The organism is Jannaschia sp. M317, from assembly GCF_025141175.1.
GTDB lineage: Bacteria > Pseudomonadota > Alphaproteobacteria > Rhodobacterales > Rhodobacteraceae > Jannaschia.
The window spans coordinates 236661-249964 of record NZ_CP081155.1 but is presented as its reverse complement, the minus strand read 5'-3'; the positions used below and the strand labels follow the sequence as shown (position 1 = coordinate 249964).

At 68.0% G+C, this 13304-nt stretch carries 14 protein-coding genes; 4 read left to right on the top strand and 10 right to left on the bottom strand.

From position 1 onward, the window contains the following. Window positions 1-120: 120 nt before the first annotated feature. Entirely contained in the window at window positions 121-807 is a 687-nt protein-coding gene (locus K3551_RS01320) for an ABC transporter ATP-binding protein (protein ID WP_259917044.1), read from the bottom strand. Window positions 808-877: 70 nt separating this feature from the next. Here K3551_RS01320 and K3551_RS01315 point away from each other — a divergent pair, with 70 nt between their 5' ends. Together K3551_RS01315 and glpK are read left to right on the top strand one after the other, a co-directional pair. Then, window positions 878-1501: an arylesterase gene (locus K3551_RS01315; RefSeq protein WP_409197416.1), complete on the top strand. Its 624-nt coding sequence runs from the start codon at window positions 878-880 to the stop codon at window positions 1499-1501. Window positions 1502-1634: 133 nt separating this feature from the next. Next, on the top strand, window positions 1635-3122 hold the full coding sequence (glpK, locus tag K3551_RS01310) for a glycerol kinase GlpK (RefSeq protein ID WP_259917036.1): 1488 nt from the start codon (window positions 1635-1637) through the stop codon (window positions 3120-3122). 46 nt (window positions 3123-3168) lie between these two features. Here glpK and K3551_RS01305 read toward each other — a convergent pair whose 3' ends face one another. The 3 genes from K3551_RS01305 to K3551_RS01295 all read right to left on the bottom strand — a co-directional run bounded on the left by K3551_RS01305 (window position 3169) and on the right by K3551_RS01295 (window position 6196). Further along, complete coding sequence (locus K3551_RS01305; RefSeq protein WP_259917033.1) at window positions 3169-4308, bottom strand: alpha-hydroxy acid oxidase; 1140 nt, start codon at window positions 4306-4308, stop codon at window positions 3169-3171. An 88-nt stretch (window positions 4309-4396) separates the two neighbouring features. Beyond that, complete coding sequence (locus K3551_RS01300) at window positions 4397-5386, bottom strand: NAD(P)H-quinone oxidoreductase (RefSeq protein ID WP_409197393.1); 990 nt, start codon at window positions 5384-5386, stop codon at window positions 4397-4399. A gap of 123 nt (window positions 5387-5509) precedes the next feature. Further along, complete coding sequence (locus K3551_RS01295; protein ID WP_259917031.1) at window positions 5510-6196, bottom strand: COQ9 family protein; 687 nt, start codon at window positions 6194-6196, stop codon at window positions 5510-5512. A gap of 114 nt (window positions 6197-6310) precedes the next feature. Here K3551_RS01295 and rpsU point away from each other — a divergent pair, with 114 nt between their 5' ends. After that, a complete protein-coding gene (gene rpsU / locus K3551_RS01290; protein ID WP_109564695.1) occupies window positions 6311-6517 on the top strand; it encodes a 30S ribosomal protein S21 in 207 nt (68 codons plus the stop codon). A gap of 77 nt (window positions 6518-6594) precedes the next feature. Here the strand turns inward: rpsU and K3551_RS01285 are convergent, their stop codons facing one another. The 6 genes from K3551_RS01285 to K3551_RS01260 all read right to left on the bottom strand — a co-directional run bounded on the left by K3551_RS01285 (window position 6595) and on the right by K3551_RS01260 (window position 12234). After that, window positions 6595-7944 carry an MFS transporter gene (locus K3551_RS01285; RefSeq protein ID WP_259917023.1) on the bottom strand — a complete coding sequence of 450 codons (1350 nt, stop codon included), beginning with the start codon at window positions 7942-7944 and terminating at the stop codon, window positions 6595-6597. Between the two features lie 84 nt (window positions 7945-8028). After that, window positions 8029-8655 (bottom strand): hypothetical protein, encoded by a 627-nt coding sequence (locus tag K3551_RS01280; protein WP_259917020.1) that lies wholly within the window; start codon window positions 8653-8655, stop codon window positions 8029-8031. A 4-nt stretch (window positions 8656-8659) separates the two neighbouring features. After that, window positions 8660-8797 (bottom strand): aa3-type cytochrome c oxidase subunit IV, encoded by a 138-nt coding sequence (locus tag K3551_RS01275; protein ID WP_259917019.1) that lies wholly within the window; start codon window positions 8795-8797, stop codon window positions 8660-8662. Between the two features lie 57 nt (window positions 8798-8854). Continuing rightward, window positions 8855-9334, bottom strand: a complete 480-nt coding sequence (locus K3551_RS01270) for a hypothetical protein (RefSeq protein WP_259917016.1) — start codon at window positions 9332-9334, stop codon at window positions 8855-8857. Window positions 9335-9423: 89 nt separating this feature from the next. Then, window positions 9424-10476 carry an MBL fold metallo-hydrolase gene (locus tag K3551_RS01265; protein WP_259917013.1) on the bottom strand — a complete coding sequence of 351 codons (1053 nt, stop codon included), beginning with the start codon at window positions 10474-10476 and terminating at the stop codon, window positions 9424-9426. Between the two features lie 87 nt (window positions 10477-10563). Further along, window positions 10564-12234, bottom strand: coding sequence for an acyl-CoA dehydrogenase (locus K3551_RS01260; RefSeq protein ID WP_259917011.1), 1671 nt, complete (start codon window positions 12232-12234; stop codon window positions 10564-10566). A gap of 103 nt (window positions 12235-12337) precedes the next feature. Between K3551_RS01260 and K3551_RS01255 the strand changes: the two genes are divergently transcribed. Next, complete coding sequence (locus K3551_RS01255) at window positions 12338-13279, top strand: L-threonylcarbamoyladenylate synthase (protein WP_259917009.1); 942 nt, start codon at window positions 12338-12340, stop codon at window positions 13277-13279. Window positions 13280-13304 lie beyond the last annotated feature (25 nt).

Here is a 13304-nt window from a genome sequence, read left to right as displayed (position 1 = left end):
GGCGCACGACCCGGCGGCCGGAGGCGTTGGGCGGCTGGGCGTCGGTGGGGACAGGGGCCGAACCGGGCGCGCGGTGGGGTGCGCTGGAGTTTGCATGTTTCTGAAACAAGGAAGCGAGGGTCATTCCGCCGCCTCGCGCCGGGTGTCGCTGTCGAGGCGTCCGTCGACGAGACGGATCGTGCGATCGCAGCGATGGGCGAGGTCCAGCGAGTGGGTCACGAGAACCAGGGTCGCGCCGTGCCTGTCGCGCAACCCGAACAGCAGGTCCATGATCGCCTCTCCGGTGGATTGATCCAGGTTTCCAGTGGGTTCGTCGGCCAGAAGAATATCAGGACGCGGCGCGGCGGCGCGCGCCAGGGCCACGCGCTGCTGCTCTCCACCGGACATCTGGGCGGGGTAGTGGTGGGTGCGGTGACCCAGGCCCACGGCCTCCAACTCGGCTGCCGCGCGGTCGAAGGCGTCGGGGGCACCGGCCAGTTCCAGGGGGGTTGCGACGTTTTCCAGGGCCGTCATCGTCGGGATCAGGTGGAAGGATTGGAAAACCACCCCCATATGTTCCCGGCGAAAGCGGGCCAGCGCGTCCTCGTCCATCGCGGTCAGGTCCCGTCCCAGGGCCTCTACCGCGCCGGAGGTGGCGCGTTCCAACCCGCCCATCAGCATCAGGAGAGATGACTTGCCCGATCCCGACGGACCCACCAGCCCCACAGTGTCCCGTGCCGATACCTCCAACGAGATGTTGTGGAGAATGTCGACCATCCCGGCATTGCCCTGCAGGGATAGCGAAACATCGCGGAGCGACAGAACCATTGGGAGCCTCGTGTCTAGTGTGCGTGCCTTCGCATATGGGGCGCGGCGGCATGTGAACAAGGCGGTTCAGATCGCAGCCGTCGCGCTTTTTGCCGCGCCGGTCTGGGCGGAACCGGTGACGGTCGTGGCGCTGGGTGATTCGCTGACTGCCGGATACGGCCTGCCGGACGGGCAGGGGTTCGTGCCGCAGCTACAGGGCTGGCTGGATGCAGAAGGTGTGGACGCGGTGATCGTCAACGCGGGCGTTTCGGGGGATACGACGGCGGGCGGTCTGGCGCGCTTGGGTTGGTCGCTGACCGACGATGTGGACGCCATGATCGTGGCGCTGGGCGGCAACGACCTGCTGCGCGGCATCCCGCCCCAGGCAAGCCGGGATAACCTGGATGGCATCCTGTCGGACGTGGCGGGCGACCGCGGCCTGCCGGTGTTGCTGATCGGGTTGGAGGCACCGGGGAACTACGGCCCCGCCTTCAAGGCAGCCTTCGATGGCATGTATCCCGCCCTGGCGGAGGCCTATGATGTGTTGCACGAGACGAGCTTTCTGGCCCCTCTGCTGGCTGACGCAACGCTGGAGGAAGCGCGGGCGCGCTATATGCAGGCCGACGGTATCCATCCCAACCGGGACGGCGTGGCCGTGATCGTCGCGGCGCTGGGGCCGCGGGTGGTGGAACTGGTGGCCCAGGCAGCGCAATAGGGGCGCAGCGGGCGTCGGGTGCATATTTGCGGAACAGGGGCGGGCGGTGCCGGGGACGGTCTGACGCGGGGCTCTCTTGCTCGCATCAACTAATTCCTTCAAACATCGCCGCGACGATCAAAGGGAGCCCGCCATGACCTATATCCTCGCCATTGACCAGGGGACGACCTCCAGCCGGGCGATCCTGTTCGACGCCGCCATGAAGATCACCTCCACCGCGCAGCAGGAATTCCCCCAGCATTTCCCCGACAGCGGTTGGGTGGAACATGACGTGGAGGAGATCTGGGCCACTGTCGAGGCGACCTGCCGCGACGTTCTGACCAAGCAGGGGATCACGGCCGCCGATGTGGCGGGCATCGGCATCACCAATCAGCGCGAGACCACAGTGGTCTGGGACCGTGCCACCGGCGCGGCGGTGCACAAGGCGATCGTCTGGCAGGATCGCCGGACCTCGGCGTTTTGTGACGGGTTGAAAGCGGCGGGGCATGAGGCCGATGTGACGGCGCGGACCGGGCTTTTGCTGGATCCCTACTTTTCTGGAACGAAACTGGCCTGGATCCTCGACAATGTTCCGGGCGCGCGGGCGCGTGCCGAGGCCGGTGACCTGCTGTTCGGCACCATCGACAGCTGGCTGATCTGGCGCATGACCGGCGGCGCGTCCCACGTGACGGACGCTACGAACGCCTGCCGCACGATGCTTTACAACATCCACGAAGGGGCCTGGGACGAGACGGTCTGCGGCCTGTTGAACATCCCCATGGGAATGCTGCCGGAGGTGCGCGACTGCGCCTCCGACTTCGGAACGACGGAGATTCTGGGCGCGTCGGTCAAGATCCTGGGCGTGGCGGGCGATCAGCAGGCGGCAACGCTTGGCCAGGCCTGTTTTGGCAAGGGCATGTTGAAATCGACCTACGGGACTGGCTGCTTTGCGCTGCTCAACACCGGCGACACGCCTGTCGCCTCGACCCATCGGTTGCTGACGACGGTGGCCTATCAGCTGGACGGCAAGCCGACCTATGCGTTGGAGGGGTCGATCTTTATCGCAGGGGCCGTGGTGCAGTGGCTGCGCGACGGGCTGGGGATCATCGGCTCGGCCTCCGAGACGCAGGCCTTGGCGGAACAGGCGGATGCGGCGCAGCGGTTGTATCTGGTGCCAGCGTTCACCGGTCTGGGCGCGCCCCATTGGGACGCCGAGGCGCGGGGCGCGATCTATGGGCTGACGCGCGGGTCCGGCCCGGCTGAATTCGCGCGCGCGGCCCTCGAATCGGTCGGCTACCAGACCCGTGACCTGCTGGAGGCGATGGCCGCCGACATGGAAGGTCAGGGCGGGTTGGGCGACACCGTCCTGCGCGTAGACGGCGGGATGAGCGCGTCGGACTGGGCGATGCAATTCCTGTCGGACATTCTGGGCGCGCCGGTGGACCGGCCCGAGGTGCTCGAGACGACGGCCCTGGGCGTGGCCTGGCTGGCGGGGATGCAGGCGGGTGTCTATCCGGGGCCGGAAGAATTCGCCAAGGGCTGGGCCTTGCAGCAGCAGTTCGCACCGACGATGCCCGAGGCGGACCGCGAAACGCGCTACACCGGTTGGCAGGATGCGGTGCGGCGGACCTTGACCGTCTGAGGCAGCCCGCGCGCGGCGCACCAGCGGTCAACCGCGGGTGTGCCGCTTAGCGGATCAGGCGGCCCGGCAGGTCGTCCAGCGTGGCGGCCCCGATCTGCGTCATGTTCGAAACCATGTCTGCGCGCAGGATATGGACCAGATGGTCGACCCCGGCCCGCCCGAAGGCAGCCAAGGCGAAATACCAGGCCTTTCCCAGAAAGACGAAATCCGCACCGAGGGCCAGGGCGCGGAGGATGTCGAGCCCCCCCGTGACGCCTGAGCAGAAGTAGACGGGCACCCGGCCTGCGACCGTTTCCGCGACCGGGGGCAGGCAATCGATGGCCGCCGGGCCGCCCTCGAATTGCCTGCCAGAGTGGTTGGACACCCAGATCGCATCGACGCCCAGGCCAATCAGGCGGTCGGCGTCGGCGGGTTCTGCCACGCCCTTGACGATCAGGGGGCCGTCCCATTCCGCCCGCAAGGCCGAGATGTAGGCGTCGTCCGGAAAACCGCGAATCAGACGGCCCGCGTGGGTAAATGCCTCGGCCCCCTTGGCGGCAGGCGCGTAGGAATTCGGGAACTTCATCGTCGGCTGTCCGTGTTTCAGGATGCCCATCGCCCAGGTCGGACACGACAGGATCGAGGCGATGATTTTGGGCGTCATCACCGGCGGCATGGACACATGGGCGCGCCGCTGACGTTCCCGGCGGCTTTCGCCGGGCACGTCGACGGTGACGACCAGTGTCTTCCACCCGGCCGCCTTGATCCGGGCCAGCATGTCGCGGCGGATGCCCGCGTCGTTGACCGGGTAGTGTTGAAACCAGCCCATGTCGCCCGCGATGGTGCCTGTGTCCTCGGGGGTGGCGGCGGCAACGGTGGATTGCCCATAGGGCATGCGGTGGTGGGCGCAGGCGGCGGCCAGGATCCGTTCGGCATCTGGCCAGAGCAGTCCGGCCATGCCCAGAGGTGCCACGCCGAAAGGCTGCGGATAGGTTGTGCCCAGCGTCGCGCGTGTCAGGTCCGGTTGCAGGTCACCGCGCAGGATCGCGGGCATGAAGCGGACCGCGTCCAGACGCGCGCGGTTGTGGTGGATCCCGGTTTCGCGCCCTGTCCCGCTGTCGAGATACTCGAAGGCGAAATGCGGCATGCGGCGGCGCGCCCGGCGACGCAGGTCCGAGAGCGCGGGATGGGTGACGTCGAGATCCATGGGGCAAGCTTTCGCGTGGGACAACGGGCGGAGCGAGGGATCCTCCCTCGTGCTCCCTGAGGTGTTTGAGGCCAGGGGTCGGAAGGGATCAGCGCACCTTCAGGGTGATCTTGCCGATGTGGTCGCCCGCTTCCATGCGGGCATGGGCGGCGGCGGCCTGGGCCAGCGGGAAGGTTTGATCCATCACGGGTGCGATGGTGCCCGCGTCCAGCAGGGGCCAGACCTCGGCGCGCAGCGCCTCTGCGATGCGGGCCTTGGCCAGGTCCGACTGTGGCCGCAGGGTCGAGCCGGTGATCGTCAGGCGGCGCATCATCAAGGGCGCAAAATTCACCGCGACCTTTGGCCCCGTCAGGAAGGCGATCTGCACGAGGCGGCCATCCTCGGCCAGCGCCTTGAGGTTGCGGGGCAGGTAGTCGCCGCCGACCATGTCGAGGATGACGTCGGCCCCACCCTCGGCGCGCAGGAGGTCAACGAAATCTTCGTCGCGGTAGTTCAGCGCTTCGGCCCCGAGCGCGGTGCAGGCCGCGACCTTTTCCGGCGATCCAGCGGTGGCAAAGACGCGTGCGCCGCGTGCACGCGCCAGCTGTATCGCCGTGGTCCCGATGCCCGAGGTGCCGCCGTGGACCAGAAACCGCTCGCCCGCGCGCAACCGGCCCCGGTCGAACACATTGGTCCAGACCGTGAAGAAGGTTTCGGGCAATGCCGCCGCCTGCGCCATCGACATCCCGTCGGGCAGGCGCAGGGCATGGTCGGCCGGCGTCGTGGCATATTCCGCATAGCCGCCGCCGGGCAGCAGGGCACAGACCCGGTCGCCCGCGGCCCAGCGGCTGACCCCCGATCCGGTTGCCGCCACAGTGCCCGCGCATTCCAGCCCCGGCAGGTCCGAGGCCCCCTTGGGCGGATCGTAGGCTCCGGCCCGTTGCAGGGCGTCGGGCCGGTTCACGCCCGCATGGTCGATGGCAATCAGGATCTCGCCCGGTCCGGGGTGCGGCACGGGGCGCGTGGTGGGGCGCAGGACCTCGGGGCCGCCGGGGGCGGTGATCTCGATTGCGGTCATGGTATGCGGCAGATCGACCATCTGTCCCCCGTCTGATGCTGGCGTTGCGCACAGATTAGACGCGCCGAAGAAGGAGGGCTAGGTGCCGCGTTCCCGGTGCACGATGCCCTGTAGGGCGGGGTTCACGCCGCGCCCCGCCCGCGGTCAGGACGGATCGCGCCAGAGACCGGGCAGATCGCCGCGCGGCGGGCGAGCGGGCGCGCGGATCTTGTCCAGGATCAGGTTCGGCCCGGCCATCATCCGCGAAAGCAGGGGAGATTTGCGGACCTGGGCTTTCAGCTTCTCGATCTGCATGACATCGTCGATGCGACGGTCGAGAAAGGACCACGTTTCGCGGTAGCCGTCGGACTGATCGCCCAGCCAAAAGAGAACCGTGGCCGAATATACCCCCGACAGTGTCGCGCGTTTGGTGTACCAGTTCACATCATCGGAGGCGTCGCCCAGCGCGTCCCAGATCGCATCCGCCGTCCCCCAGAGCGCAGCCGCCCCATCGGCGGCATGGATCGGAAGCGCAAAAAGCGTGACGCCCCGGCGCACGGCTTCCTTGTGTTCCTCGGCGATTTCCAGACGCAGGCGGACGGCATGGGCAATGCGGTCACGAAAGCGGATCTCGGACAGATCCTCGGCCATCAGGGCGGTTCGCATGCGGTCGTCGCCACGCCGGTGAAACGCCACCGCAAGGTCCACCGCCCCGCGCGGAAAGGCGATGCGCGCCTGCGCCGGGGTGAGCTGGGCATCGGTGACGGCGTTGCGGAACGTCGCCTCTGACCAGCCGTCAAAGGGGACATGGGGCAGGGCAGCGTCGATCAGGCGGTCCTTGAGGTCGGTCATGGGTCTGGCTCCGCTGGGTGTGGATACTGGACAAGATAGCGACTTGGGCCTATAGGGCCACCTCCTGCACGGATTTATCCGACAACTCCAACTTAGAAAGGTGGTGAAAACCACATGCAGGTCAGCGTTCGCGACAACAATGTCGATCAGGCCCTCCGGGCCCTGAAAAAGAAGCTGCAGCGCGAGGGTGTGTTTCGCGAGATGAAGCTCAAGCAACATTTCGAGAAGCCCTCCGAGAAGAAAGCGCGGCAGAAGGCCGAAGCAATTCGGCGTGCCCGCAAGCTCGCTCGCAAGAAGGCTCAGCGCGAAGGGATGATGTAAGTCGCCCGCGGTTCTGAGACCGACGATTTGACCCCCCGGTTGCCCTTTGTGGCGACCGGGGGGTTTTCGTTTCGGCCTCAGGTATCGGCGCGCAGCATGGTCGCGGCAATGACCGCCGAGATCAGCGCCAGCGCCACCCCCGCCCAGGCCGCGGTCGCGAACCCGGTCACCAGGTCATTCGACAAGAGCACCAGCCCCAGCAGGGCAGTGGCCAAAAGCCCGCCGATCCGACTGATCGCGTTGTTGAGCCCCGACGCGACGCCTGCATGGCGTTCTCCGGCGGAGCCGAGGACGGCGTTGGTCAGGGGCGCGACCGCCAGTGACATGCCCAGCGCAAGCACGACCAGCGGAGGCAGGATGTGGACCGCGTAGGACACCCCGGTCCCGGGGATCACCGCAAACAGCGCAAAGCCGCCGGCCACCAGACCCGCGCCAACCGTCAACAGCCGGCGCGCACCGAACCGGTCCGCCAATGGCCCCCCGGCCACCCGCGACAACACTGCGAGGATCAGAGGGAAAGGCAGCATGGCGGCGCCCGCTGCCGTCGCGGAATAGCCCTGCGACTGGATCAACATGTAGGGCAGAAGCAGCATCAGCCCGCCCAGTGCGGCGTAAAGCGCAAAGGTAAAGAGGGTCAGTCCCGAGAACACCCGGTCCCGGAACAATCGCAACGGGGTCATCGCAAGGTCGCCCTTGTTGGCCTCGACCCACACAAAGCCCACCACCAACGCAGCCCCCGCGACGAGTGCTGCCATGACCTCGACCGTCAGCCCCCGATCCGGCAGCGCGACAAGGCCCCAGACCAAGGCCAGCAACCCCGCCGAGATCAGCGCGGCACCGGTCCAGTCCAGCGGCGCGCCTGCGGCCCCGTCGGCCCGGCTTTCGCGGATGGCGTCCCGCGCCACCCACCAGGCCGTCAGGGCAATCGGGGCCATGGCGGCAAAGGCCCAGCGCCAGCCCGCAAGGTCCACGATCACCCCGCCCAGCACCGGGGCCAGTGCCCCCGCCGCCGCGCCCACCCCGGCCCAGGTGCCGACGGCCCGCCCGCGCGCGGGGCCGGTAAAGGTGTTGGCGATGATCGCCAGCGACGTCGGCGCGATCAGGGCGGCGGCCAGCCCCTCCAGGGCGCGGGCAACCATGAGGATCGGAAAGGAGGGGGCCAGGGCACACATCAGACAGGTCGCGGCGAACAGTAGGAGCCCGGCCTCGAAGACCCGTTTGCGGCCGTAATGATCGCCCAGCGCGCCCCCCATCAGGACAAAGGCCCCAAGCGGCAGCAAATAGGCTGTCACGATCCATTGCGCGCCGGTCGGACCCGCGTTGAAACTGGCCTGCATCTGCGGCAGCGCGACGGTGACGATGGATCCCAGCACGAATGCCAGGCTGGAGGCGAGGATGGTCGCGATCAGCGTGCCGCGCCGGTCCAATTCATCGACGGGCCCCGTCGTCGCGGCGGGAACAGAGCCGCAGGGAGGGGGGAGCGTCGGTGAAATGCGCGCGCCTTTATGGTGTCAGCTGCCAGCGCGCACAAAGCCATCATCGGTCAAGGCGACGACGCGGGGCCGTTCCGGCGAATGCGCATCGACGGTGTCGTCGAAGACCTTGCGCTCGGTCACGCCCGGGACTTCGGCAAAGTCGCGCATGATCCGGTCGGGATACCAGGCGCGGCGGACGCCCGAGAAGCCCAGCTCCTGCAGCAGGCCCGAGACGGTTTGCCCGCAGGTCGCCTTGCTGGCCGGGCCATGGGCCTGCACCAGGGCCAGCGCCCGCTCGGCGGTCGCCGCGTCCACGGTGATGTCCTGAATGACCACGTGGTAGGTCGGGCGCGCGTGGTAGTCGATGTAGAATTCAAGCATCGTCGGCGTGATGCCAAAGATGACGTCTCCGCGTTCCGGCGCGGTCGGGTGGTGCCAGGTGCCCGCGGGATCAAAGATCACCCGCTGGCTGCCCGACACCATCAACGCGGAATGCCCGCCCGATCCCGACCGGTTGTTGATCGCCGTGATCAGCGTCAGCTTTGCAGGGCCGGGCGCGGCATAGGCGCGGGCCTGCACCTCTTCCAACGGGGCGTAGACGTTGTCCGCGCCACAGGCCGCCAAAAGCGGCAAGACAGCCGCCAGCAGAAGCGCGCGGAGCATCGGCTCAGGTCCGGAAGATCGCCAGGAAGACCAGCAGCGCAAGAATCGCGATGACGGTCCATTTGGTGAAGGTCACGAAGCCCTCGAAGGTCTTCTCCTGCTCGGTGATGTCCATGCTGCCAGGCTTGTGTTCGTCGGCCATGTCTGTCGTCCTCGGGTGTTTGGATTTGACCCCCAATAACCGCTCTGGCGGTGGCTGTCACGAGGGGGTGGGTGCGGCGGTTTGCGCGTCCTCTGCCTCTTGCAGGGCACGGGCGAGCCGAAAGCCGATGCGCAGCGGCTCCGGCTGGTTGGCGGGGCGGGGGACGGCGCGCAGGATCACGTTGAGCTGGCTGACGTGCAGCACCTGCTGACATTGCTGACCGTGATCGTCGTGCCCGCTGAAGGTGACGAGGTCGGGGGCGCTGAAACCGATGCCCTCGATCCGCAAACTGCCCGCAGGCCCGCCGGAAAACCCCATGGCGACGTCCTGGCTTTCGTCCAGGTTTTCCTCAAAGGTTTTCAGATAGGCGATGACTCGTTGATAGGCCCACTCCGCCGCGCTTTTGGCGGCTGGCGGACGTTTGGCCAGGGCATCTGGCATCGGGCCCGCATGGTCGCGCCCATCCGGGCGAAGCTCGGCCTGCCGGGGCAGGGCGTCGGCTTCCATCGCTTCGGCAGAGGTTTGTATGTCATCCATGGGCGCAGGCTAGGCGGCTTGCCTGCGCGGCACCAGAGGTTTCCCGTCGAGGCGACGCCGCCCGGGGCGCGCGGCCTGCCAAGGACGGATCAGGTCGATTGAAACAGCCAGACGCCATCGTCCCGTGTCGTCCGCGTGGCACGGCCCGTCAGATGCAGATGCTGCAGGTGGGCGATGGTTTCGAAGAATGCGAGGCCATATATCTTGTCGTCGATCCGGCGCTTGAACAGCGGCGCAAAGCAGTCACCGCCAGTGCGGGGGACATCCAGATGCGCCTGCAGGCGGTTCAGCGCCGACACGTGGTTCTGCCGCAAGGAGGCGAGGCGGGTCGGCAGTCCGAGGTAAGGTGTCTTGTGGCCGGGCAGGACCAGTTGGTCGGGTCGGGCCAGCGGGGCGAGGGTTTCGCAGGCGGTCATCCAGTCCTGCACGGGATCCGCGTTTGCCTCTGAAGGGTAGAGGCCAAGGTTCGGAGAGATCCCTGGCAACAGCTGGTCCCCGCCGAGCACCAGGGTTCCCCCCTCCTCGAACAGAACGGCATGTTCCACCGCATGGCCGTCGCCCCGCGCCACCCGCCAGGTGCGCCCGCCCAGCGTCAGGCGATCACCTTCCTGGATCCGGGTGTAGCCCACGGGCAGGGGTGCCACCACATCCGCGAAGTTGAACGGCCGTTCCGTGGCCCGCTGTGCCAGGACCTCCGCGTCCATGCCCCAGCGATGGCAATAGGCCAGCGTCTCGGCCGTCGGCAGGGGTTGTTCTTCGAGAACCAGCATCCGTGCCATCAGCCAGGCGGTGCGCGTGGTCAGCAACTCTGCGCCCTCGGCCTGCAGCATGCCGGCCAGCCCGATGTGATCGGGGTGATGATGGGTCGCCAGAACACGCAGGATCGGATCCCCGCCCAGGGGGCCCTTGCGCAGTTTTTCAAGGATGGCCCGCGTGCGCCGGGTGTCGAAACCGGTATCGACCATGACCCAGCCCGCACCCTCGCGCAGGAAATAGACGTTGACGTGGTCCAGCGTCATCGGCAGCGGCAGCCGCGCCCAGAGCACGCCTTCGGCGACCTCGATGGCCTCGCCCTCGGCGGGCGGCGCCTCCCACGGGAAGGTCAGACCGGCATAGCCATCGGGGATTTCCAGGTCCTTCACGCGCGGCCTCGTTTTCTACGTCTCGACATGCCCGACGGCGTCATCTGCCAAGGGCGGGGCACCGATGACGATGCCGTCGCCGCAGGCCTAGGCCGCAATCTCGTCGGAGGACAGGGCAAACAGCGCCGCAGCCCCGCTGCGCGCCTTGGCCATTTCGGCCTGGGCCTCGGGCAGCATGCGCGCCACGGCCACCTGCGCCAGACGCCCGCGGGTGGGGTCCGCCGCCGCGGCGCGAAGGTGGTAGGCGGCCCCCAACACGCGCGCGAACGCCGCCAGGTATGGCACGGCCCCCGCGAAACGATCCTGCATGTCCTGCGCGACCATCCACTCTGTCACCGAGCGCAGGTCCGACACAGCGGCCTGCAGGCCCGCGTGATCCGTCTCGGCGAGGTCGTCCAGCAGGGCATAGGCCGCAGCCCCGCCGTCCATCAACTTGCGGCCGACCAGATCCATGGCCTGAATGCCGTTGGTGCCTTCGTAGATCGCGGTGACGCGCACGTCGCGCAGGAATTGCGCGGCCCCCGTTTCCTCGACGAAGCCCATGCCGCCGTGGACCTGAATGCCCTGCTGGGCCACCTCGATGCCGGTGTCGGTGCCAAAGGCCTTGGCGATGGGCGTCAGCAGCGCGCCGCGTGCCGCCCAGGCGTCGTCACCCGTGGCCTTGGCCATGTCCAGCGCGACGGCGCAATCCATCGCGATGGCCCGGGCCGCGAATGTGTCGATCTTCATGTCCAGCACCATGCGGCGGACGTCCGCGTGGTCCAGGATGGTGCCTGCGCCCCCAGCGGTGCGCCCCTGGCGGCGTTCCATGGCGTATCCGATGGCGTGCTGCATCGCGGCCTCGGCCACCGACAGGCCCTGAACGCCGACGCCCAGGCGGGCGTTGTTCATCATGGTGAACATGGCGGCCATGCCCTTGTGCGGCGCGCCCACCAGCCAGCCGGTCGCCCCGTCGTATTGCATGACCGCAGTGGGCGAGCCGTGCAGGCCCAGCTTGTGTTCCAGCGACACGACACTCAGCGTGTTTGCCACGCCGGGGGTGCCGTCGGCGTCCGGGATGCGTTTGGGCACCATGAACAGGCTGATTCCCTTGGTGCCCGGCGCGGCATCCGGCAGGCGGGCCAGCACGAGGTGACAGATGTTCTGTGAAAAATCGTTGTCACCCCAGGAGATGTAGATCTTTTGCCCGGTCACCGCATAGGTGCCGTCGCCATTCGGTTCGGCCTTGGTGCGCAGGGCGCCGACGTCCGATCCGGCCTGCGGCTCGGTCAGGTTCATGGTCCCGCACCATTCGCCCGAGATCAGCTTGGGGATATACAGCGCCTTGATCTCCTTGGAGGCATGGGCCTCCAGCGCCTCGATCTGGCCTTGGGTCATCAACGGGTTCAACTGCAGCGCCAGGCAGGCCGACCCGATCATCTCGTTTACAGCCATGGTCAGCGCGATCGGCAGGCCCATGCCGCCGTGTTCGGGGTCGGCGGACATGCCCAGCCAGCCGCCCTCTGCGATGGCGGCAAAGCCGTCGGCAAAGCCGGGCGACGTCCGCACGACGCCGTTTTCCAGATGTGCCGGGTGCAGGTCTCCCTGCCGGTTCAGGGGGGCGAGGACCTCTTCCGACAGGCGGCCGGCCTCTGTCAGGATCGCCTCGACCGTCTCGGGGGTGGCTTCGGCGAACCGGTCAGTCGCGGCAACGCGGTCAAATCCGACCACATGGTCGAGGACAAAGCGCAATTCGGAGACGGGCGCGCGATAGGGCATGTTGGGACCTCCCATTCGGGACTGAGGAACACTATAGGCTTGTGCCAATTGCCGATAACCTAGGGTGCGTCGTCCCATGGCATCAACTGAAACACAGCGTCACTTGATCCGTTTGACCCCGCCTGACGGCGTGGCGGCAGCGGCCGAGCTGTTGCGGGCGGGCAAGCTCGTCGCGTTTCCGACCGAGACGGTCTACGGATTGGGTGCGGATGCGACCGACGGGCAGGCCGTGGCAAAGATCTATGCGGCCAAAGGGCGACCCAGTTTCAACCCGCTTATCGTCCATCTGCCGGACGCCGAGGAGGCCGAGGCGCTGGTGACGATGGGCCCCGAGGCGCGGGCGCTGGCGGCGGCCTTTTGGCCCGGACCGCTGACCCTCGTCTTGCCGCTGCGACCGGGGGCGGGGGTGGCGTCTCTGGTGACGGCGGGGCTGGACACCGTGGCGCTGCGCGTGCCCGCCGCGCCGTTGGCGCGGGACCTGCTGCGCGCAGTGGGGCGGCCCGTGGCGGCGCCGTCGGCCAATCTTTCGGGGCGGATCAGCGCGACGCGCGCGGACCATGTGATCGACGGGTTGTCGGGTCGTATCGATGCGGTTCTCGATGGTGGGGCCTGTGACGTCGGGCTGGAATCGACGATTCTGCGCCCGGACCCGGCGGTTCTGCTGCGCGAAGGCGGGCTGCCCGCCGAGAGGATCGAGGCCATCCTGGGGTACCCCCTAACGCGTGACGTCACGCCGGGGCGCGTCCAGGCACCGGGTCAGCTTGCGTCGCATTACGCGCCGGGCGCGCCGGTGCGCCTGGACATCAGCCACCGCGCACCGGACGCCGTGTTGATCGGGTTCGGCCCGGTCGCGGGCGACCTGTCTCTGTCCCCGGATGGCGACCTGACCGAGGCGGCGGCGAGCCTGTTTGACGCCCTGCACCGTGCCGATGCGCTGGCCCGCGCGCGCGGGCACCATCGTATCGACGTGGCACCGATCCCCGATCGGGGTCTTGGACGGGCGATCAACGACCGCCTGCGCCGGGCTGCCGCGCCACGGCCCTGACCTCACGGGGCGGTGTCGCAGGCGT